Annotated in this window: 18 protein-coding genes, 3 tRNA genes and 1 pseudogene; 17 read left to right on the top strand and 5 right to left on the bottom strand. The window is 56.4% G+C overall.

The features are described from left to right. Nucleotides 1-14 precede the first annotated feature (14 nt). From FHK95_RS06390 to FHK95_RS06375, 4 genes are all read left to right on the top strand, one after another. A complete protein-coding gene (locus FHK95_RS06390; protein ID WP_150303757.1) occupies nucleotides 15-971 on the top strand; it encodes an alpha/beta fold hydrolase in 957 nt (318 codons plus the stop codon). Nucleotides 972-983: 12 nt separating this feature from the next. Continuing rightward, on the top strand, nucleotides 984-2,105 hold the full coding sequence (locus tag FHK95_RS06385) for a beta-ketoacyl-ACP synthase III (protein ID WP_150303756.1): 1,122 nt from the start codon (nucleotides 984-986) through the stop codon (nucleotides 2,103-2,105). A 290-nt stretch (nucleotides 2,106-2,395) separates the two neighbouring features. Next, a complete protein-coding gene (locus FHK95_RS06380) occupies nucleotides 2,396-3,451 on the top strand; it encodes a porin (RefSeq protein WP_178114726.1) in 1,056 nt (351 codons plus the stop codon). 104 nt (nucleotides 3,452-3,555) lie between these two features. Continuing rightward, nucleotides 3,556-4,680: a GNAT family N-acetyltransferase gene (locus FHK95_RS06375; protein ID WP_150303754.1), complete on the top strand. Its 1,125-nt coding sequence runs from the start codon at nucleotides 3,556-3,558 to the stop codon at nucleotides 4,678-4,680. Between the two features lie 18 nt (nucleotides 4,681-4,698). Here FHK95_RS06375 and FHK95_RS06370 read toward each other — a convergent pair whose 3' ends face one another. Further along, nucleotides 4,699-5,265, bottom strand: a complete 567-nt coding sequence (locus tag FHK95_RS06370; protein WP_150303753.1) for a peptidylprolyl isomerase — start codon at nucleotides 5,263-5,265, stop codon at nucleotides 4,699-4,701. Nucleotides 5,266-5,341: 76 nt separating this feature from the next. Beyond that, on the bottom strand, nucleotides 5,342-6,232 hold the full coding sequence (locus FHK95_RS06365; protein ID WP_150303752.1) for a LysR family transcriptional regulator: 891 nt from the start codon (nucleotides 6,230-6,232) through the stop codon (nucleotides 5,342-5,344). A 53-nt stretch (nucleotides 6,233-6,285) separates the two neighbouring features. Between FHK95_RS06365 and FHK95_RS06360 the strand changes: the two genes are divergently transcribed. Continuing rightward, nucleotides 6,286-6,618 (top strand): 3-phosphoglycerate kinase, encoded by a 333-nt coding sequence (locus FHK95_RS06360; RefSeq protein WP_150303751.1) that lies wholly within the window; start codon nucleotides 6,286-6,288, stop codon nucleotides 6,616-6,618. Nucleotides 6,619-6,708: 90 nt separating this feature from the next. Here the strand turns inward: FHK95_RS06360 and FHK95_RS06355 are convergent. Both FHK95_RS06355 and FHK95_RS06350 read right to left on the bottom strand, forming a co-directional pair. Then, a tRNA-Asn gene (locus tag FHK95_RS06355) sits at nucleotides 6,709-6,784 on the bottom strand. Nucleotides 6,785-6,865: 81 nt separating this feature from the next. After that, nucleotides 6,866-8,071 (bottom strand): amino acid aminotransferase, encoded by a 1,206-nt coding sequence (locus FHK95_RS06350; RefSeq protein ID WP_150303750.1) that lies wholly within the window; start codon nucleotides 8,069-8,071, stop codon nucleotides 6,866-6,868. Between the two features lie 202 nt (nucleotides 8,072-8,273). Between FHK95_RS06350 and uvrB the strand changes: the two genes are divergently transcribed. The 12 genes from uvrB to FHK95_RS06290 all read left to right on the top strand — a co-directional run bounded on the left by uvrB (nucleotide 8,274) and on the right by FHK95_RS06290 (nucleotide 19,013). Further along, a complete protein-coding gene (uvrB, locus tag FHK95_RS06345; protein ID WP_150303749.1) occupies nucleotides 8,274-10,295 on the top strand; it encodes an excinuclease ABC subunit UvrB in 2,022 nt (673 codons plus the stop codon). Nucleotides 10,296-10,488: 193 nt separating this feature from the next. Next, nucleotides 10,489-10,565 (top strand) — tRNA-Val (locus FHK95_RS06340). A 205-nt stretch (nucleotides 10,566-10,770) separates the two neighbouring features. Continuing rightward, nucleotides 10,771-11,121 (top strand): hypothetical protein, encoded by a 351-nt coding sequence (locus FHK95_RS06335; RefSeq protein ID WP_150303748.1) that lies wholly within the window; start codon nucleotides 10,771-10,773, stop codon nucleotides 11,119-11,121. Nucleotides 11,122-11,549: 428 nt separating this feature from the next. Next, nucleotides 11,550-13,493 (top strand): threonine--tRNA ligase, encoded by a 1,944-nt coding sequence (thrS, locus tag FHK95_RS06330; RefSeq protein ID WP_150303747.1) that lies wholly within the window; start codon nucleotides 11,550-11,552, stop codon nucleotides 13,491-13,493. After that, nucleotides 13,490-14,023, top strand: coding sequence for a translation initiation factor IF-3 (infC, locus tag FHK95_RS06325; protein WP_150303746.1), 534 nt, complete (start codon nucleotides 13,490-13,492; stop codon nucleotides 14,021-14,023). The genes thrS and infC overlap by 4 nt, the downstream gene beginning before the upstream one ends. A gap of 63 nt (nucleotides 14,024-14,086) precedes the next feature. Beyond that, the gene (rpmI, locus tag FHK95_RS06320) at nucleotides 14,087-14,287 is read left to right on the top strand and encodes a 50S ribosomal protein L35 (protein ID WP_178100983.1); all 201 of its coding nucleotides are present in this window, start codon (nucleotides 14,087-14,089) and stop codon (nucleotides 14,285-14,287) included. Nucleotides 14,288-14,310: 23 nt separating this feature from the next. Then, entirely contained in the window at nucleotides 14,311-14,667 is a 357-nt protein-coding gene (rplT, locus tag FHK95_RS06315; protein WP_036992253.1) for a 50S ribosomal protein L20, read from the top strand. A gap of 104 nt (nucleotides 14,668-14,771) precedes the next feature. Next, on the top strand, nucleotides 14,772-15,776 hold the full coding sequence (pheS, locus tag FHK95_RS06310) for a phenylalanine--tRNA ligase subunit alpha (RefSeq protein ID WP_150303745.1): 1,005 nt from the start codon (nucleotides 14,772-14,774) through the stop codon (nucleotides 15,774-15,776). Between the two features lie 38 nt (nucleotides 15,777-15,814). Next, the gene (pheT, locus tag FHK95_RS06305; RefSeq protein ID WP_150303744.1) at nucleotides 15,815-18,196 is read left to right on the top strand and encodes a phenylalanine--tRNA ligase subunit beta; all 2,382 of its coding nucleotides are present in this window, start codon (nucleotides 15,815-15,817) and stop codon (nucleotides 18,194-18,196) included. A gap of 3 nt (nucleotides 18,197-18,199) precedes the next feature. After that, nucleotides 18,200-18,502, top strand: coding sequence for an integration host factor subunit alpha (ihfA, locus tag FHK95_RS06300; protein ID WP_150303743.1), 303 nt, complete (start codon nucleotides 18,200-18,202; stop codon nucleotides 18,500-18,502). Beyond that, nucleotides 18,483-18,842, top strand: coding sequence for a MerR family transcriptional regulator (locus tag FHK95_RS06295; RefSeq protein ID WP_150303742.1), 360 nt, complete (start codon nucleotides 18,483-18,485; stop codon nucleotides 18,840-18,842). The genes ihfA and FHK95_RS06295 overlap by 20 nt, the downstream gene beginning before the upstream one ends. Nucleotides 18,843-18,936: 94 nt before the next feature. Next, nucleotides 18,937-19,013 (top strand) — tRNA-Pro (locus tag FHK95_RS06290). An 86-nt stretch (nucleotides 19,014-19,099) separates the two neighbouring features. Here FHK95_RS06290 and FHK95_RS06285 read toward each other — a convergent pair. Continuing rightward, nucleotides 19,100-19,791, bottom strand: a pseudogene (locus tag FHK95_RS06285) (SDR family NAD(P)-dependent oxidoreductase). Between the last annotated feature and the right edge of the window lie 194 nt (nucleotides 19,792-19,985).

Here is a 19,985-nt window from a genome sequence, read left to right as displayed (position 1 = left end):
ACAAGGATCAATCTGTGACGCAATTGCTCATCACCTCTGAATTTGTTTCTCCCTCGCCGGAGGTCCGGCTGCACGTTCAACACGTGCGCACCGGCGCCGGTGGTCCGGCAATCCTGATGGTCCACGGACTGGCAGAAGATAAACATATCTATCATCAGAATTCCGGCGGTGGGCTCGCGGTGTTTCTCGCAGAAGCGGGATTTGACGTCTACGTCGGTGAGCTTCGTGGCTACGGAAAGAGCAGGCCAGAGCTCAAGCCAGGTATGGAAATAAGCCAGCATCAGATCATTACCGAGGACTTGCCGGCTTTCTTCGATCTGATTCAGCGCAACCACCCGGACGAGCCTTTTTTCGCAGTGGGCCATGGCTGGGGCAGTGTATTGCTGAACAGCGCCTTGATTCGTCGCCCGGATGTACTGGGCAGAGTAGCCGGTCTGGTACATCTTGCCGCCAGCCGCGCACGGCTTGAGGGGCTGCGTCCAAAAAGCCTGCTGTCCGAGTTGCTGTGGCGTTATGCCGCGCCAATGCTTGGTCGCAGCAAGGGCGTTATCCCGGCACGCTCGCTGGGCATCGGCTCGGCCGATCTTTCCCGCACGCTGCATGCAGAACATCTGCAATGGGCCTGGGGCGGCGAATGGCGTGATCAGCAGGACGCTTTCGATTATGCTCTGGCACTGAGAACGCTGGCCTGGCCCGCAGGACTGTATCTGGCGGGCAATGAAGACCATTACCTGGGGCATTTTGCCGACGTCAAGGCGTTTGCCTGTGAGATGGGCGAACATGACGCCCAGATCATACGGCTGAAGAAAGGCACCGGTTGTTCCCGGGATTACGGCCACAATGACCTGCTGACGCATCCACAAGCTGAAGTGGACCATTTCCCGCTGGTGCTGTCCTGGCTTGAACAGCACAGCCCTGAACCATCGTCGCTGCCTCGTGATATAACGATGCGCGACGCCAACACTAATTAACGAGGACCGACCGTGCAAAGAGTCGTGATAAGCGGAACAGGTTTGTACACCCCACCGAACAGCATCAGTAACCAGGAGCTGGTCGAGAGTTTCAATGCCTTTGTAGCGAAGTTCAATGAAGAGAACGCCGATGCAATCAGCCGGGGTGAGGTCGAAGCGCTTTCGCCTTCCAGCACCGAGTTCATCGAGAAGGCCTCCGGCATCAAGAGCCGTTATGTGATGAACAAGAGCGGCATCCTGGACGTGGACCGCATGAAGCCGGATATCCCTGAGCGCAGCAATGACGAATGGTCGATTCTGTGTGAGATGTCGGTCAAGGCGGCGACCCAAGCATTGGAACGCGCGGGTCGTACCGCAGCAGATATCGACGGCGTCATTGTTGCCTGTTCCAACCTGCAACGTGCCTATCCGGCGATCGCCGTGGAAGTTCAGGAAGCACTGGGCATCGAGGGCTTTGGTTTTGACATGAACGTAGCCTGCTCCTCGGCCACCTTCGGTATCCAGACTGCAGCCAACTCGGTGCAATTGGGTCAGGCGCGGGCGATACTGATGGTCAACCCGGAGATCTGTACCGGGCATATGAACTTCCGCGACCGTGACAGCCATTTCATCTTCGGCGACGCCTGCACCGCGGTCATTATCGAGCGTGCCGATGAAGCCGTGTCGAAAAACCAGTTCGAGATCGTCGGCACCAAGCTGCTGACCAAGTTCTCCAATGCTATCCGCAATAACTTCGGCTTCCTCAACCGCGCGGACGAAAGTGGTCAGGACCTGCCTGACAAGCTGTTCATCCAGCAGGGCCGCAAGGTCTTCAAGGATGTCTGCCCGATGGTGGCGGATCTGATCGGCAAGCACCTGAAGGAAACCGGTCTGCCGGTGGCCGACGTCAAGCGCTTCTGGTTGCATCAGGCAAACCTGAACATGAATATGCTCATCGCCCGCAAACTGCTCGGTCGCGATCCCGAAGAGCATGAAGCGCCCGTGGTGCTGGATGAATATGCCAATACCAGTTCTGCAGGTTCTATCATCGCCTTCCACAAACATCAGGACGACCTGCCGACAGGCAGCCACGGCGTTATCTGCTCCTTTGGAGCGGGTTATTCGATTGGTTGTGTGATTGTGCGCAAGCTCTAAGCCCGGCTGGCATACCGAATCCGTATTGTCGGTGCGGTGTGCTCTTAAAACCCCGCGCGCCGGGGTTTTTTATTGCCTGCATAAAATGTCTGGTGCATCAAGACATATTCTAGAGCTCTTGGTTCCACTTTATATTCCATAAAGACGCAAATTAACCTAACTGTAATAACCCCGCCTCGGTTTAGTAACAATATAAATCCATTATCTCTTCAGCCGCCACGGGGAAGGATGGTCCCGGGATGGCAACTTTTTTTCGAGTTTCCAACCGTCATTGTCTGAAGGATAAATTTATGCCAAGCAAATTGCTTACACTGTCCGTTGCTGTTGCCGCTGCAACACTGTTGCCAGCGACTGCCAACGCTTACGAAATTCTCGGCAAGAAGCTAGAGATCTACGGTAAGGCACATGTGTCGGCGGACTTCGTCGATAACGATACTGACAGTGAACTGGCTATTGCGAGCAACTCTTCGCGCCTGGGTTTCAAGGGCACCACTCCGATCAATGACGATCTGAATGCCCTCTACCAGATCGAATCCAAGATTGTATTTGACGAAGGCGGCAGCAACTTTGCTGGCCGTAATACTTTTGTCGGCGTTGGTGGTGGTTTTGGTAAGGTCCTTGTGGGCAATAACGACACCCCGCACAAGAATGTTCGTGGCGACTTCGATATTTTCGGCGATACCGTAGGTGACGCCCGTAATATCATGGACCAGGGTAACAATCGGGCAAAGAACAGCATCATGTATGCTACCCCGAGCCTCAATGGTCTGAAGGCCGCGGCCATGTATTCCACCAGCTATGAAGATACCCAGACTGACGAAGGTATAGAGGACAATGACTTCAAACTGTACAGCCTGGGTCTCGGCTACGAAGTAGGTGGTTTGCTGCTTAGCGCTGGCTATGAAAGCGCTACAACCGGTGAGGAGTTTGCGGAACTCGATACCTCAGCAATGCGCGTCGCTGCCATATATGACTTTGGTGGTTTCTCAATTGGCGGCATCTACGATAACTTCGAAATTGAAGACGAATTTGGCGATGATGTTGACCGGGATGCCTGGGGTGTCAACGCTGCGATGAAATTCGGCGCAAGCAATAAGCTGAAGGTGCAATATGTTATCGCTGACGACTGGAGCGATATCGATGACTCCGGAGCTTCCCAGCTCACTGTCGGCATTGATCATAAGATGGCCGATCAGTTCACCGTATATGGTGCTTACAACCTGATCGACAACGATGACAACGCAAGCTATCGCTTGAAAGGCGGCCACGACACTGATGTCTATGAGGTGGCGAGTGCGGGCGATGAAATCAGCGTTTTCTCCCTTGGTATGATCTACAGCTTCTAAAGTGGATTCGCCTGGCAATTCAGGTTCGAAGCTGCAATAAGTTGTCTGCTCCTTTGCCCCACCTATGGTGGGGCTTTTTCGTTGGCTATGGCATGCTTGTCGCCATGCAAATACGTCAGCTCAATCACATCAATGAAGTGCCCCCGGCTTCCTGGGATGCCCTGGTCCCGTCGGGCTATCCATTTCTCCGCCACGCCTTTCTGGCGGCCCTGGAAAACAGCGGCTCGGTCACCCCGGAGCAGGGCTGGATTGCTTCTCATCTGGTGGTCGAGCACCCGGACGGGCGTGTGCAGGCGCTGTTGCCGATGTATCGCAAGCTGCATTCCTACGGTGAATATGTATTCGACTTCCAGTGGGCCGAGGCGTGGGAGCGGACAGGGCGGCGATACTATCCAAAATGCCTGGCGGCGATACCATTTTCTCCTGTTCAGGGTCCGCGACTGATCTCGGAGTGTGAACAAAGCCGCGGCCTGATTCTCGATTTTCTCGACGCTGTGCTGGATAAGGGTGAAGCGTCCAGCGTGCACCTGCTATTCAATCAGGGTGAGGAAAATCCTGCGCTGGCCGCCGCGGGTTGGGTGCAGCGGCTAGGGTGTCAGTTTCATTGGCATAACCGCGGCTACAATCACTTCGATGACTTTCTCGCCGCCTGCAGCTCGCGTAAACGCAAGAATTTCCGCAAGGAGCGTCAGGCAGTGGCCGCGCAGGGAATCGCGTTCGAGTGGTTGGCCGGGGCGCAGGTAACAGAGACAGATTGGGATCGCTTCTATCCCTTCTATGCAGCGACCTACCTGAAGCGTGGCCAACATCCGTATCTGCAGCGAGAATTTTTCAGCCTGTTATCCGAGGGCATGGCGGATGCGGTGCAACTGGTATTTGCCCGACTGGATGGCAGAGACGTTGCCGGGGCCCTGTTTCTGGCTGGCGAGGATACCCTGTACGGCCGCTACTGGGGCTGTCTCGACGAATTCGATCGGTTGCACTTCGAAACGTGTTTCTACCAGGGGATGGACCGCTGCATTGCCGAAGGGCTCAGCCGATTCGACGCCGGCGCGCAGGGCGAGCACAAGTTGATCCGCGGGTTTGAGCCGGTGCTGACGCAATCGTGGCACAAGTTGCAGCCAGGATTGCATGAGGCGGTGGAAGACTTTCTACGCAAGGAGCGGGCGGGCATGCTCCTCTATCAGAGCGATGCCCGCAGCTACCTGCCGTTTCGGCAGGCGGAATAATAACCGTCGCGACGAGGGTTACTCGGCAGCCTGATCGACGCGCTCAACACTGACAATGGTCACCGGGTTGGTGGGCACGTTCTGATGGCCGCCCTGGGTGCTGGTTTGTACCTTGGCAATGGTTTCAACCACGTGTTCACCGTCAACCACCTTGCCAAAGACTGCGTAACCGAAATCGCGGTCGCCGTGGTTGAGGAAATCGTTGCCGGTCAGGTTGATGAAAAACTGGCTGGTGGCGCTGTCAACAATCTGAGTGCGCGCCATTGCTATGGTATAGCGATCATTGCGCAGACCGTTGTCAGCTTCGTTCTTGATCGGCTTGCCCACTGGACGCTGGCGCATGTCAGGAGTGAATCCGCCGCCCTGGACCATGAAGCCGGGGATAACACGGTGGAAAATGGTGCCGTCATAATGGCCAGCATCGGCGTAACGCAGGAAGTTTTCAACGCTGATCGGCGCCTCTTCTGCATTCAATTCCAATTCAATCTCGCCCAGACTGGTGGTGACCAGCACACGGGGATTCTCGGCAATGGCTGAACCAGCAATCAACATCAGGGCGCAAGCGCCGAACAGGCGTTTCAACATTCGTATGACTCCATTTGAGTGGTATTCCAAGGCCGTTAGCAGACCTGTATTCAGCTGAAAAGTCCAGCCTCCCACATCAAGGTGCTGTGGAGTGCTCGATTATCAGGTCGGCGAGTATCTTCGCTGCCGGCCCGAGGGGCTTTTCCTTGTTCGAATACAGGTACAGCCAGCTGGACCGGTGCGCGCCCTGTTGCAGGGGTAATGTCTTCAAGAGTCCCGTTTCCAGCTGCAGGGTGATTTCATGCATCGGTAGCCAGGCAAATCCTAGGCCACTGCTGACCAGTTTGGCGGCGGTGCTGAGGCTGGCGACGGTCCAGCGTTGCTCGGCACCCAGCCAGCCGGCATCACGTGGCTGACGGCGACCGGAATCACGGATGACGACCTGCAGATGCTGCTCCAGATCCTGATGATTGAGTTGGCGCTGCAGCTGGTGCAGAGGGTGTTCCGGGTGGGCGACCACGACAAATTCAGCGGCATTGAGTTGCTGCGGCAAGTACCCCGGAATACTCAAGCCCGAGATGGCGAGGTCTGCTGTGCCGCTAAGCAGGTACTCCTCAACACCGGAGAGCACTTCCTCACGCACCTGTACGCGACACCCCTGGCTGAGTGGCATGAATGCCTGTAGCGCGCGTGCCAAACGGTCGGTCGGGTAGGCCGCGTCCACTACCAGCTGAACCTCCGCTTCCCAACCCTGGTCCATATTCCATGCGAGCATTTCGAGTTGACTGGCCTGTTCAATCAGGCTGCGAGAGCGCCGTAGCAATGCCTTGCCGGCATCGGTGAGTGCGGATTTTCGACCTTCGATTACCAGCAAGGGAACGCCGAGCTGCTCCTGCATCCGGGCGATGGTGTAGCTGACCGACGATTGTGAGCGGTGCAGAGCCTCTGCTGCCTGCGCAAACCCGCCATGGTCAACCACCGCTTGAAGGGTGCGCCACTGATCGAGGGTTACTCGGGGTGCTTTCATCAGTCCTTCCTCTGGCTTACTGTGCAATATAGACATTGAACGGAGCGACCATTATGCGCAAATTGCGAGTGGGTCTGTTGATTGGTCTGCTATGTCCGCTGGCAGTCTGGGCGTTTCCAGTGGATGTGGAGATAGATTCCAAAGGGGTTTCTATCATCGCCAGCAGCTCGTATCTGAGCAACATAGCCACGGTTACCCTGGCCAACGAAGGGGCGGAGCAGGCGCAGTGCCGGGCGACCTTTGTCAACGGACCTGAGCGACCGCCGGAGCGGCGTATCCGTATCGATCCCGGCGAGCACAGGGTTCTGACGCAGGCGTTTACCCGGCATATCAATCGTGTGCGGGTGGCTATCAGCTGCGAACCAGCATCTGAGTCTGAACAATAGGCAGGAGAGTTTCAGGGCGCGGGATCCAGCTGCGAAAGCCTGAAAGCAGGGCAATAAAAAAACCCGGCATGTGCCGGGTTTTTCGATGCTTGGCTCCGCGACCAGGACTCGAACCTGGGACCCAATGATTAACAGTCATTTGCTCTACCAACTGAGCTATCGCAGAATGAACGCTGCGCACTTTAGCAAAATAACCATTAAAGTCAAGGTCTTGAATGGGTTTCATGAGAAAGTGCGCAACCGTTGATTAGGCCCCGCGCATCACTGTAGCCATCGCGTTGGCAACATAGTCGATATTATTCATGTTCAGTGCGGCAACGCAGATGCGCCCACTGCTCACGGCATAGATACCGAACTCATCAGCCAGACGCTTGACCTGCTCCTTGCTCAGTCCCGAGTAGGAGAACATGCCTCGTTGACGCTGTATGAAGTCGACATCCTGCTCCACGCCTGCCGCTTTGAGCTTCTCAGCCATCGCTTGGCGCATCCCACGAATACGCTCGCGCATTTCAGCCAGCTCGTCTTCCCACAATGCATACAGCTCAGGGTTGCTCAGTACTGCCGCAACGATCTTGGCGCCATGGGTAGGGGGGTTGGAATAGTTGGTGCGAATGACGCGCTTGAGCTGGGACAACACCCGAGCGTTTTCATCTGAATCCTGGGTAACCAGGGTCAGGGCACCGACCCGTTCGCCGTACAGGGAGAACGACTTGGAGAATGAGCTGGCCACCACAAAGGGCATGCCGGTCTCGGCAAACAGGCGAACAGCCAAGGCATCATCCTGCAGATTCTCGCCGAAACCCTGATAGGCGATATCGAGGAAGGGCACGTGATTGCGACGCTGGATAACATCGATGACGCGCGCCCAGTCCGCCAGACCCAGATCAACCCCGGTAGGGTTGTGGCAACAGGCGTGCAGCAATACCACGCTGCCTTCAGGCAGGGCTTCGATGCCCTCAAGCATACCTGCCAGATTCAGCCCGTGGGTTTCAGGGTTGTAGTAGGGGTAGGTCACTACTTCATAGCCGGCCGCTTCAAACAGCGAACGATGGTTTTCCCAGCTCGGATCGCTGATCGCAACCAGGCGCTTGTCGGTCAGGCGATACAAAAAGTCAGCACCCAGCTTGAGCGCGCCGGTGCCGCCCAGAGACTGGGCAGTGATCAGGCGTCCGGATTGCATGATTGGCGAGTCAGCACCGAACAGCAGTTCCTGAACAGCCTTGTCATAGGTGGCCAGGCCATCAATTGGCAGGTAACCGCGGGGCGCGTGCTCGGCTACCCGGGCCTCTTCGGCGGCCTGTACGGCCCTCAGTAACGGCAGTTTGCCTGCCTCGTCATAATATACGCCGACGCCAAGGTTGACCTTTTCCGCGCGGGTATCTGCATTGAACGTTTCGTTCAGGCCCAGGATTGGATCATGCGGGGCCATTTCGACGGGGAAGAACAGACTCATGGTATAGGGGACTCGGGCAGGTGAATGGAAGGTGTCAGGCCATGCCTTTAGGGCCGCTCATTATAGACAGCTAGGCATCCATGTGCGAGTGGCGCAGCATTCTGAAATCATCCGACGCGGTTCGCCGCCAGTACGTCACCAGAATCAGTTGACCTCGGTGCTATGATAACTGCGTATACGTCATCCGGTGGAACCCGAGCATATGAGTCAATTTAACCTGCACACCCGTTTCCAGCCAGCAGGGGATCAGCCCACGGCCATTGCGCAACTGGTCGAAGGCCTGGAGGCAGGCCTGTCGCATCAAACGCTGTTGGGTGTAACCGGGTCGGGGAAGACATTCACTGTCGCCAACGTGATCCAGCAAGTGCAACGTCCGGCCATTATCATGGCGCCCAACAAGACCCTGGCAGCGCAGTTGTACGGAGAGTTTCGAGAGTTCTTTCCGAACAATGCCGTCGAGTACTTCGTTTCCTATTACGACTATTACCAGCCTGAAGCTTATGTACCGTCCTCGGATACCTTTATCGAGAAGGACGCTTCAATCAATGACCACATTGAGCAGATGCGCCTGTCTGCGACCAAGGCGCTGCTGGAGCGGCCGGACGCAATCATCGTGGCGACGGTGTCGGCTATATATGGGCTTGGTGATCCCCAGTCGTATCTGCGCATGGTATTGCACGTGGATCGAGGGGACATTCTTGATCAGCGTTCGCTGCTGCGGCGGCTGGCAGAGCTGCAATACACCCGCAATGACATGGAACTGTCGCGCGCCAATTATCGAGTGCGCGGCGATGTGATTGATATCTTCCCGGCCGAATCGGATTTGGAAGCGGTGCGCATCGAACTGTTTGACGAGACCGTGGAAACCATCAGTTTCTTCGATCCACTCACTGGTGAGGTATTACGTAAGGTTCCGCGCGTAACTATCTATCCTAAATCACATTATGTGACACCCCGCGAGAAGCTTGTCGAGGCTGTCGAGCATATCAAGGTCGAGCTCAAGGAGCGTCTCGAAACGCTCACCAGCCAGAACAAACTGGTCGAAGCCCAGCGTCTGGAGCAGCGCACCCGTTTCGATATGGAGATGATTCTCGAGCTCGGTTACTGCAATGGCATCGAGAACTACTCGCGCTATCTGTCGGGGCGACCGCATGGTGAAGCCCCTCCGACCCTGTTTGATTATCTGCCTGCCAATGCGCTGTTGATAATCGATGAGTCCCACGTTTCGGTGCCCCAGGTCGGAGCCATGTACAAGGGCGACCGTTCCCGTAAGGAAACGTTGGTTGAATACGGCTTCCGATTGCCCTCAGCGCTGGACAACCGGCCGATGCGTTTCGATGAATGGGAGGCCATTTCGCCGCAGGCAATCTTCGTTTCCGCCACGCCAGGCCCATACGAGCAGGAACACGCAGGGCGCGTCGTGGAGCAGGTGGTGCGGCCAACAGGGTTGGTCGATCCGATAATCGAGGTACGCCCAGCGACCAGCCAGGTGGACGATCTGTTGTCAGAGATTGCCCTGCGCGTTGCCGCAGGCGAGCGAGTGCTGGTGACGACCTTGACCAAGCGCATGTCAGAGGACCTGACGGATTACCTGGCCGACCATGGCGTCCGGGTTCGCTATCTGCATTCGGATATCGACACTGTGGAGCGCGTAGAGATTATCCGGGACCTGCGGCTAGGCGGTTTTGACGTTCTAGTCGGCATTAACTTGCTTCGAGAAGGCCTTGATATGCCTGAAGTTTCGCTCGTCGCTATTCTAGATGCCGACAAGGAAGGGTTTCTCCGCTCTGAGCGCTCGCTGATCCAGACGATCGGCAGGGCGGCACGTAACCTCAACGGGAAAGCCATTCTCTATGCTGATCGAATGACCGGCTCCATGGAGCGGGCAATAGGTGAAACCGAGCGTCGCCGCGAGAAGCAGATTACCTTCAACATTGAGCACAACATCACACCCGTCGGGGTAACCAAAAGCGTTAAGGATATTCTCGAAGGTGCCGTGGTGCCGGGAAGTAACAGCCGTTCCAACAAGCGCAAGCAGCTCAAGGCCGCAGAAGATGCTGCTGAATACAAAGCAGGACAGCTTCGTTCGCCCTCGGAGATCGCCAAGCGCATCAAGCAGGCTGAAGAGAAGATGTATCAGCATGCGCGCAACCTCGAGTTCGAAGAGGCCGCTTCGATGCGAGACGAGATCCAGCAGCTTCGCGCGCAGTTGATGAAGGTCTAGAGCAATTCGTTTTCTTTTGTCGAGCTGACTGGCCGGCTGGTTTTGTGCCGCGGTGGCGCGCGCCAAGGCGCCGGACAACCCGGCGCAACAGGGGATGGGCACCGGTCGTTCTGTCTTGCCATTTAATTTCAATTTTTTCAGCGACTTATGCTTGACAGGTTTTAGGGTGCTGCGTAGAATTCGCGGCCATTGCAGGCACGTAGCTCAGTTGGTTAGAGCACCACCTTGACATGGTGGGGGTCAGCGGTTCGAATCCGCTCGTGCCTACCAAACAAACCCGGACTGCACGGGTAAGAAAGGGCGATCCACACGGATCGCCCTTTTTTTTCGTTTATCCATCAATTTTTTGGAATCCTTCCTTTGTATGGCAGTCTGCTGTTATCGGGAGGCGCCTCTGTCTTGCGAGATGTTTGCGCTCCCGACTTCGAGTTAAACGCTACCGCGTTCCCCGAATCAGACAGAGAGGAAGCATTTTATGAAACTCCCGACGCTTGTCGCCGCTACCTGTGTTTTCGCATCAGTAGGTATCTCCGCACTCCATAGCGCCGCCATTGCCGCGCCACCACCTGGAGATCCTGCGACAACCTGCGAGCTGTCGCGCAGTGTGTCGGAAAACTACATGCGTATGCGCCAGCAGGGCGTGGAGAAGGAGGCGCTGATCTCCAATATGGAGGAGCAGCTGGGCGGCGAGATCGACCCGGATTCGCGGGCTATCATCGATAGCGCCTATGAAGAGCCAATCAATGAGGAAGATCCCCAGCAAGCGATTTCAGATTTTGCCCAGGCCCAGCATGACAAGTGCCTGGAGAATACCCCCGGGGCGTGACGGTCCAGCAGCACTTTCAGTCCTTGAGAAGCATTCTCCCCAGCATCCCGCACAAACCATCCCCCTCTTTGTGAAAGAGGGGTGAGGGAGATTCGGGTTTCAATGTCTCAATGCCACAGTTAAAGCGCTACATAAAAAAGCAGACTCCATGCGGCCAGCCAGCACCCCAACGCAGCGATTAAGTTATTGATTCTATTGTGATAGAGTACTGCCTTTCCGGTACTTCGCATTCTCTTGATTCCCTTTAAAATCAAATGGTTGCGATATATAAGTATTGACGGAATCTCTATTGCGTCGCTCGGCGCGCCTATGCAGCGACTTAAAGGTTGCCGGCGATCGTTAGCCGGAGGAACTGCATCAGGCGAAGCCGAATGGCGATTATCATCATGTGGCCTTGCGTAGGGGCCACCACTGAGAAGGAATGGCATATGCCCGTTATTACTCTTCCCGACGGCAGTCAACGCAGTTTTGATCACCCGGTTTCGGTCGCTGAAGTCGCTCAATCCATTGGTTCAGGTCTTGCCAAAGCCACGCTGGCGGGCAAGGTCGGCGGACGTCTGGTCGATGCCTGCGACGTGATCGAGCAGGACGCATCGCTGGAAATCATCACGCCGAAGAACGAAGAGGGGCTGGAGATCATCCGCCACTCCTGCGCGCACCTGGTCGGCCATGCAGTGAAGCAGCTGTATCCCACCGCCAAGATGGTTATTGGGCCAGTCATCGACGAAGGCTTCTATTATGACATTGCCTACGAGCGGTCTTTCACGCCCGAAGACATGGCGGCGATCGAAGCGCGGATGCGCGAGCTGATCAATACCGATTACGACGTGATCAAGAAGATCACACCCCGCGATCAGGTTATTGAAGTATTTGAAGCTCGCGGAGAGGAATACAAGCTGCGTCTGGTCGAGGATATGCCGGACGAGCAGGCGATGGGCCTGTACTACCACGAAGAATATGTCGACATGTGCCGCGGTCCGCACGTGCCGAACACCCGTTTCCTCAAGGCCTTCAAGCTGACCCGGATCTCCGGTGCCTACTGGCGCGGCGATGCCGAGAACGAACAGTTGCAGCGCATTTACGGCACCGCCTGGGCTGACAAGAAGCAGCTGGCTGCCTATATCCTGCGGATGGAGGAAGCCGAAAAGCGCGACCATCGCAAGATCGGCAAGCGACTTGGATTGTTCCATACCCAGGAGGAAGCACCGGGCATGGTCTTCTGGCATCCCGATGGCTGGACCATCTATCAGGTGCTTGAGCAATATATGCGGCAGATCCAGCGTGGCGCCGACTATAAAGAGATCCGCACGCCGCAGGTGGTTGACCGCGTGCTGTGGGAGCGCTCAGGGCACTGGGAGCATTACTCGGCGGCGATGTTTACCACCGAGTCTGAAAGCCGCGATTACGCGATCAAGCCGATGAACTGCCCGTGTCACATCCAGGTGTTCAATCAAGGCTTGAAGAGCTACCGCGAACTGCCTTTGCGTCTGGCCGAGTTCGGCTCCTGCCACCGCAACGAGCCGTCGGGTTCGCTGCACGGCTTGATGCGTGTGCGGGGCTTCACTCAGGATGACGCGCATATCTTCTGCACGGATGAGCAGGTCAAGGCTGAAGCGGCCGACTTTATCGCGCTGACATTGCAGGTATATCGTGATTTCGGCTTCGATGATGTCGAGCTGAAGCTGTCCACTCGTCCGGAAAGCCGTGTCGGTGATGATGCACTCTGGGAGCAGGCCGAAAAAGGTCTGGAAGATGCGCTGAACGAGGCGGGTCTGGATTGGGAATTGCAGCCGGGCGAAGGCGCTTTCTACGGGCCGAAGATCGAGTTCTCGCTACGCGATTGCATCGGTCGGGTCTGGCAGTGCGGAACCTTGCAGCTTGATTTCATGCTGCCGGGGCGCCTGGGTGCGCAGTATGTCGCCGAAGATGGCTCGCGCAAGACGCCAGTGATGCTGCATCGGGCGATTCTTGGTTCGTTCGAGCGATTCATCGGTATTCTCATCGAACATTACGCCGGTGATTTTCCTGCATGGCTGGCCCCGACTCAGGCTGCGGTGTTGAATATTACCGATAATCAGGCGGAATTTTGCTCCGAAGTGGAGAAAAAGCTGAATGAATTGGGATATCGGGCAGTCTCGGACTTGAGAAACGAGAAGATCGGCTTTAAAATCCGGGAGCATACTTTGCACAAGACACCTTACCTCCTGGTTGTAGGGGATAGGGAAGTCGAATCGCACACTGTGGCCGTGCGCACGCGGGAGGGTATAGATCTGGGTTCCATGACTGTTGCCGAGTTCTCCGAGTTCCTGTCCCGTGCCGTCGCACAGCGAGGCCGCCCGAATTCGGAGTTACAAAGATTAAACGCGAGATGAGGCAAGACAAAAGAGCCGCACAACGCCCGCCAATCAACGAGAATATCACGGCGCGTGAAGTGCGCCTGATTGGCGCCGAAGGTGAACAAATCGGTATCGTGTCCATTCAGGAAGCCATGGCCGCCGCAGAGGAGGTCAAGCTCGACCTGGTTGAAATCTCCCCCGATGCAGAGCCGCCGGTTTGCCGACTCATGGATTACGGCAAGCACGTCTTCGAAAAGAAGAAGCAGCAGGCTGTTGCACGGAAGAATCAGAAGCAGATTCAAATCAAGGAAATCAAGTTTCGTCCAGGGACGGAAGATGGAGACTACAAGGTTAAGTTGAAAAACTTGATACGTTTCCTTAGTGAAGGGGATAAAGCCAAGGTTTCATTGCGATTCCGTGGCCGCGAAATGGCCCATCAGGAGCTGGGGATGGAACTGTTGAAACGGGTCGAACAAGACCTGCTTGAATACGGTACCGTCGAACAGTATCCGAAAATGGAAGGTCGTCAGCTGATGATGGTCATCGCTCCCAAGAAGAAAAAGTAATCTCCAGGGCAACGCCAGGCCTTGCGATTATCTTATTAACGCTATAACGCGGAGTATCTGAACATGGCAAAAGTAAAGATGAAGACCAAAAGTGGCGCTGCGAAGCGCTTCAAGGCGACCGGTAACGGTCTCAAGCACAAGCATGCTTTCAAGAGCCACATCCTGACCAAGATGAGCACTAAGCGTAAGCGTCAACTTCGGGGTACTTCCGAGTTGCACCCTGCTGATGTGCAAAAAGTAGAGCGCATGTTGCGCCTCCGTTAAAGTCTAGGTTGAGGAAATAAAGAATGGCTCGTGTTAAGCGTGGTGTAATGGCGCGTAAGCGTCACAAGAAAATTCTGAAACTCGCCAAAGGCTATTACGGTGCGCGTTCACGCGTATTCCGTGTTGCCAAGCAGGCGGTCATCAAGGCTGGTCAGTATGCCTATCGTGACCGCAAGCAGCGCAAGCGTCAGTTTCGTGCTCTGTGGATTGCCCGTATCAACGCCGGCGCCCGTCAGAATGGCATGTCCTATAGCCGTCTGATTGCTGGCCTGAAAAAGGCTTCCGTAGAAATCGACCGCAAGGTTCTGGCCGATCTGGCTGTGAACGAAAAAGCGGCGTTTACCGCGATTGTCGAAAAAGCAAAGGCTAGCCTGGCTTAAGCCCTCGTTACGACAATCACCGGAGCCTGGCTCCGGTTGGCAACGTCATTAATAGGGGAAGAGCCTCATCGCTCTTCCCCTATTTTTGTTTCTGGAGTGTGTTAATGGAAAACCTAGACGCCCTGGTCTCCCAAGCCTTGGAGGCTGTTCAGCAAGCCGCTGACGTCAACACGCTGGAGCAGATCCGCGTGCAGTATCTTGGCAAGAAGGGCGAGCTCACTCAGGTCATGAAGACGCTGGGCAATATCCCCGCAGAAGAGCGCCCGAAGGTTGGCGCCATGGTCAATGACGCCAAAGAGCGGGTGCAGAGCGTACTGAATGCACGCAAGACCGACATGGAAGCGGCGGCGCTGAACGCTCGCCTGGCTGCTGAACGTGTCGACGTCACGCTACCGGGCCGTGGCCAGGTCAGCGGCGGCCTGCATCCGGTTACTCGCACCATGGAACGGATTGAAGAGATTTTTGCCCACGTCGGTTATACCGTCGAGGAAGGCCCCGAAGTGGAAGATGATTACCATAACTTCGAGGCACTCAACATACCCGGCCACCACCCGGCCCGGGCAATGCACGATACCTTCTATTTCAACGCTAATACCCTGTTGCGTACCCATACCTCGCCGGTTCAGATACGCACCATGGAAACCCGCAAGCCGCCGATCCGGATCGTTTGTCCGGGCCGTGTGTATCGCTGCGATTCGGATCAGACGCACTCGCCAATGTTCCACCAGGTAGAAGGGTTGCTGATTGATGAAGGCGTCAGTTTTGCTGACTTGAAAGGCACCATCGTGCAGTTCCTGCGCGAGTTCTTCGAAGCCGATCTCGAGGTGCGTTTCCGCCCGTCATTCTTCCCGTTTACTGAACCCTCCGCCGAGGTGGATATTCGCCGCGTGGTGATGAAGAACGGCGAAGAGAAAGCCGATTGGCTTGAAGTGCTTGGCTGCGGCATGGTGCATCCGAACGTTCTGCGGATGTCCGGCATCGATCCCGAGAAATACCAGGGATTTGCCTTCGGAATGGGCGTGGAGCGTCTGGCAATGCTGCGCTACGGGGTGGGTGATCTGCGGATCTTCTTTGACAACGATCTGCGTTTCCTCGAGCAGTTTCGTTGATAGCCGCCACCCAAACTCTTTGACAGCAGGAATAGATAATGAAATTCAGTGAACAGTGGTTGCGTACCTGGGTTAATCCGCAGGTAACCCGCGACGAACTGGTTGCCCGTCTGTCCATGACCGGGCTCGAAGTCGACAGCGTTACCCCGGCCGCCGGTGAGTTCAGTGGCGTAGTAGTAGGCGAGATTATCAGCGCCGAACAGCATCCCGACGCCGATAAACTGCGCGTATGCAGCGTCAGCAGCGGCAGCGAGCAGTTTCAAGTGGTGTGCGGAGCGCCCAACGCGCGCCCCGGCATCAAGATACCGTTTGCCATGGTCGGTGCTCAGCTCGGTGCTGACTTCAAGATCAAGAAAGCCAAACTGCGTGGTGTCGAATCCCACGGCATGCTCTGTTCCGCGGCTGAACTGCAGCTATCTGATGACCACGATGGTTTGTACGAGCTGCCCGCTGACGCAACGGTCGGCCAGGACGTGCGCGAGTATCTGGGGCTGAATGACGCAATCATTGAAGTCGACCTGACACCAAACCGCGGTGATTGCCTGTCTATTGCAGGCCTGGCCCGTGAAGTTGCCGCCAACTATGGCGAGCAGGTAACCCGCCCGCAGATCGAAACCATTGCGCCGGTAAATGACGAAACGCGCCCCGTAGAGCTGCTCGCAAGCCAGGCTTGCCCGCGCTACCTGGGTCGCGTTGTGCGCAATGTCGATCTGTCGCGCCCGAGCCCGTTATGGATGGTCGAGCGTCTACGTCGCAGCGACATCCGCAGCATCGATGCAGTGGTCGACATCACCAACTACGTCATGCTCGAGCTGGGCCAGCCCCTGCACGCCTTCGACCTCGCAGAAATTCGCGGCGGTATCCGGGTTCGCATGGCCGACGAAGGCGAGAAACTGGTATTGCTCGACGGCCAGGAGGTTGCTCTGCGCGCCGATACGCTGGTCATCGCTGACCACGAGCGCCCGTTGGCCATGGCCGGCATCATGGGCGGGGAGCACAGCGGCGTTAGTGAGACAACCACTGATCTGTTCCTCGAAAGCGCGTTCTTCGACACCATCGCTATCGCCGGCAAAGCACGCGGCTATGGTCTGCATACCGATTCCTCGCACCGCTTCGAGCGCGGTGTTGACTGGCGTTTGCAGCGCGAAGCCATCGAGCGCGCCACTGCGTTGATCCTCGAGATCGTTGGCGGTGAGCCGGGCCCGGTTGTTGAAGCCGTAGATGAAGATGCATTGCCCAAGCTCAGCCAGGTCACGCTGCGCAATGAACGCATCACCCAGATGCTGGGTATGGAATTGCCTGCAGGGGATGTCGAGTCCTACCTCGGTGGTCTCGGTCTTGACGTCAAAGCCAGTGGAGCAGGCGAGTGGCAGGTAGACGTGCCCAGCTTTCGCTTCGATATTTCGATTGAGGTTGATCTGATCGAAGAGCTGGCCCGTCTGTATGGCTATGACCGGTTGCCTGCGACCGCGCCGACCGCCTCGCTGAACCTGGCTGCCAAGTCGGAATCCAAAGGCGAGCTGCCAGCATTGCGTCGTCTTCTGGTTGCACGTGGATATCATGAGGCCATTACTTACAGCTTCATCGAGCCGGGTTTGAACAAGCTGTTCGACCCCGAGATTGAACCCCTAGCGCTGGCCAACCCGATTTCCGCCGACATGGCGGTCATGCGTACATCGCTGTGGCCGGGGCTTTGCAAAGCCCTGGAATACAACCTCAATCGCCAGCAGTCGCGGGTGCGTTTGTTTGAAAGCGGTCAGCGTTTCGTGCCACAAATCGATGGTTCGCTGTTGCAGCAGCCAGTGCTTGCCGGTATCGCCTGCGGCGCTCGGCAGCCAGAAGGCTGGGCCAACGGCAATGACAAACTCGATTTTCACGACGTAAAAGGCGATGTCGAAGCGGTTCTGGGGCAGGGCGGCTGCGGTTCGGCCTATCGTTTCGAGTCAGCCGAGCATCCGGCATTGCACCCGGGTCAGACGGCAAAGATTACCCGTAATGGCCAGACGGTCGGTTGGCTGGGTGCCTTGCATCCTTTGCTGGTCGATAAGCTGGATCTGCACGCGCCGGTCTTCGTATTTGAGCTGGTGCTCGCCGGCATCAGCGAGGGCCGCCTGCCCAAATTTGCCGAGCTCTCGCGCTTCCCAGAGGTACGCCGGGACATCGCTTTGCTGGTAGACAAGGCCGTAGCGGCTGACGATCTGCTTGAGAAAATTCGCGAGGTCGCGGGCGAGCACCTCACCAACCTCAGGCTGTTTGACGTTTACGAAGGTAAGGGCATTGATCCTCATAGCAAAAGCCTGGCCATTGGCTTGACGTTACAGCATTCATCGCGCACTCTTACTGATGATGAGGTGAACGCTGTCATGGACGAAGTGCTCGAGTCCCTGGAGCAAGGATTCAATGCCACACTAAGGAAATAGCCTATGACGGCTCTGACAAAAGCAGAGATGGCAGAACGTCTCCATGATGAGCTTGGCTTCAACAAGCGTGAAGCCAAGGAACTCGTGGAGTTGTTTTTCGAAGAGATACGCAACGCTTTGGAAAGCAACGAGCAGGTCAAATTGTCCGGTTTCGGCAACTTCGATCTGCGGGACAAGCGTCAGAGGCCAGGCCGAAACCCGAAAACAGGTGAAGAGATTCCTATAACTGCCCGTCGTGTGGTGACTTTTCGCCCGGGGCAAAAACTCAAGGCCCGAGTAGAAGCTTATGCTGGAACCCAGCAATAACCAGGAACTGCCAGTCATACCTGGTAAACGCTACTTCACTATTGGTGAAGTGAGCGAGCTTTGCGAAGTCAAACCGCACGTGCTGCGGTATTGGGAACAGGAATTTCCACAGCTATCTCCGGTCAAGCGCCGGGGTAACCGGCGCTATTATCAGCGGCAGGACGTGCTGCTGATCAGGCAGATTCGCGCCCTGCTGTATGATCAGGGATTCACCATCGGCGGCGCTCGTCAGCGGCTGTCCGGTGACGAAGCCAAGGAAGATGTTACCCATTACAAGCAACTGATCCGCCAGACGATTTCGGAGCTGGAAGAAGTGCTGCAGGTGCTCAAAACCTCGTGAGCCAAATAACTACCTGAAGAGAAAAAATCCTTTCTCATTTCAGATAGTTATTGTATGATTCGACCCGCTTTGACAGACAACGTCGAAGCATCGTCGGGGCGTAGCGCAGCCTGGTAGCGCACTTGCATGGGGTGCAAGGGGTCGAGTGTTCGAATCACTCCGTCCCGACCAATATTGAACAGAAAGGCCGATCAGAGATGATCGGCCTTTCTGTTTTTGGAGGGCGCTTAGTCCTCCCGCCACATCTGAGTGCAAGCTCACTGCGAACAAAAACCCCCGTCAACCAGGTAAGTATTGCCGTTGCAGCCAGACGCCGCATCGGAAAACAGGAACACTGCGGTGGCCGCACATTCCTCGTTGGTGACGTAACGCCCCAGCGGGACGCGGGCAGCAAACGCCTTGTGCACGTCTTCGGCGTGCTCTGGATTAGCTTGTTGTTCAATTGATCGCATCATCCGGTTGTCGACTGGCCCCGGGTTAAGCGTGTTTACCCGGATGCACTCCGGCCCCAATTCGACCGCCAGGCAGCGCATCATGCCGACCACGGCATGTTTGCTGCTGACATAGGGCGACAAGCCAGGGGAGCCGCGCAAACCGGCGACGCTGGAGGTGATGACGATACTGCCGCCACCCGCTGAGCGCAGCGCCGGAATAGCCGCCTCCACACCCAGGCGGACCCCATGAACGTTGACCGCAAAGACTTTCTCCCAGCTGGCGTCAGAACGGGTTTCAAACGGTCCCACGTCACCCTCTATACCTGCATTCAAAAATACGCAGTCCAGCCTGCCGAAGTGCTCCAATGCAGCCGCAACCATGCGTTGATTGTCAGCGCGTTGGCTCACGTCCACCGATAGACCGACTGCTCTGTCACCAGGGAGCGGGCAACCGCGTCCACAACGTCCGCATCCATATCGGTTATCAGCACACTGGCGCCCTGAGCATACGCCATGCGCGCCGTCGCCTCGCCAATGCCGCCGGCCCCACCGGTTATCGCAATTACCTTTCCGCTCAATGTGCCCATGATCATTCCTCTGTGCGTTGCTTCGGATGGCCAGCGATTGTTCGCTGATGTTTGGTCAACCCATGTTAGTTCAGATGACCGGCTCAGCTACGGGGCTGGGCTGTGGTCGTCAGCAACCATCA

It is taken from the genome of Pseudomonas saliphila (genome assembly GCF_008638345.1).
Taxonomy (GTDB): domain Bacteria; phylum Pseudomonadota; class Gammaproteobacteria; order Pseudomonadales; family Pseudomonadaceae; genus Halopseudomonas; species Halopseudomonas saliphila.
The sequence above is the reverse complement of the archived record's forward strand: the minus strand, read 5'-3'. Positions and strand labels throughout refer to the sequence as shown.

What these genes read in the sequence shown, in the direction of transcription:
- FHK95_RS06350 (WP_150303750.1), bottom strand. Translation starts at nt 8,071, where the DNA reads ATGAGTCTGTTCTTCCCCGTCGAAATGGCCCCGCATGATCCAATCCTG.
- FHK95_RS06295 (WP_150303742.1), top strand. Translation starts at nt 18,483, where the DNA reads ATGCTGGAACCCAGCAATAACCAGGAACTGCCAGTCATACCTGGTAAA.
- pheS (WP_150303745.1), top strand. Translation starts at nt 14,772, where the DNA reads ATGGAAAACCTAGACGCCCTGGTCTCCCAAGCCTTGGAGGCTGTTCAG.
- rplT (WP_036992253.1), top strand. Translation starts at nt 14,311, where the DNA reads ATGGCTCGTGTTAAGCGTGGTGTAATGGCGCGTAAGCGTCACAAGAAA.
- FHK95_RS06365 (WP_150303752.1), bottom strand. Translation starts at nt 6,232, where the DNA reads ATGAAAGCACCCCGAGTAACCCTCGATCAGTGGCGCACCCTTCAAGCG.
- FHK95_RS06375 (WP_150303754.1), top strand. Translation starts at nt 3,556, where the DNA reads ATGCAAATACGTCAGCTCAATCACATCAATGAAGTGCCCCCGGCTTCC.
- rpmI (WP_178100983.1), top strand. Translation starts at nt 14,087, where the DNA reads ATGGCAAAAGTAAAGATGAAGACCAAAAGTGGCGCTGCGAAGCGCTTC.
- uvrB (WP_150303749.1), top strand. Translation starts at nt 8,274, where the DNA reads ATGAGTCAATTTAACCTGCACACCCGTTTCCAGCCAGCAGGGGATCAG.
- pheT (WP_150303744.1), top strand. Translation starts at nt 15,815, where the DNA reads ATGAAATTCAGTGAACAGTGGTTGCGTACCTGGGTTAATCCGCAGGTA.
- thrS (WP_150303747.1), top strand. Translation starts at nt 11,550, where the DNA reads ATGCCCGTTATTACTCTTCCCGACGGCAGTCAACGCAGTTTTGATCAC.
- infC (WP_150303746.1), top strand. Translation starts at nt 13,490, where the DNA reads ATGAGGCAAGACAAAAGAGCCGCACAACGCCCGCCAATCAACGAGAAT.
- FHK95_RS06380 (WP_178114726.1), top strand. Translation starts at nt 2,396, where the DNA reads ATGCCAAGCAAATTGCTTACACTGTCCGTTGCTGTTGCCGCTGCAACA.
- FHK95_RS06370 (WP_150303753.1), bottom strand. Translation starts at nt 5,265, where the DNA reads ATGTTGAAACGCCTGTTCGGCGCTTGCGCCCTGATGTTGATTGCTGGT.
- FHK95_RS06360 (WP_150303751.1), top strand. Translation starts at nt 6,286, where the DNA reads ATGCGCAAATTGCGAGTGGGTCTGTTGATTGGTCTGCTATGTCCGCTG.
- FHK95_RS06335 (WP_150303748.1), top strand. Translation starts at nt 10,771, where the DNA reads ATGAAACTCCCGACGCTTGTCGCCGCTACCTGTGTTTTCGCATCAGTA.
- ihfA (WP_150303743.1), top strand. Translation starts at nt 18,200, where the DNA reads ATGACGGCTCTGACAAAAGCAGAGATGGCAGAACGTCTCCATGATGAG.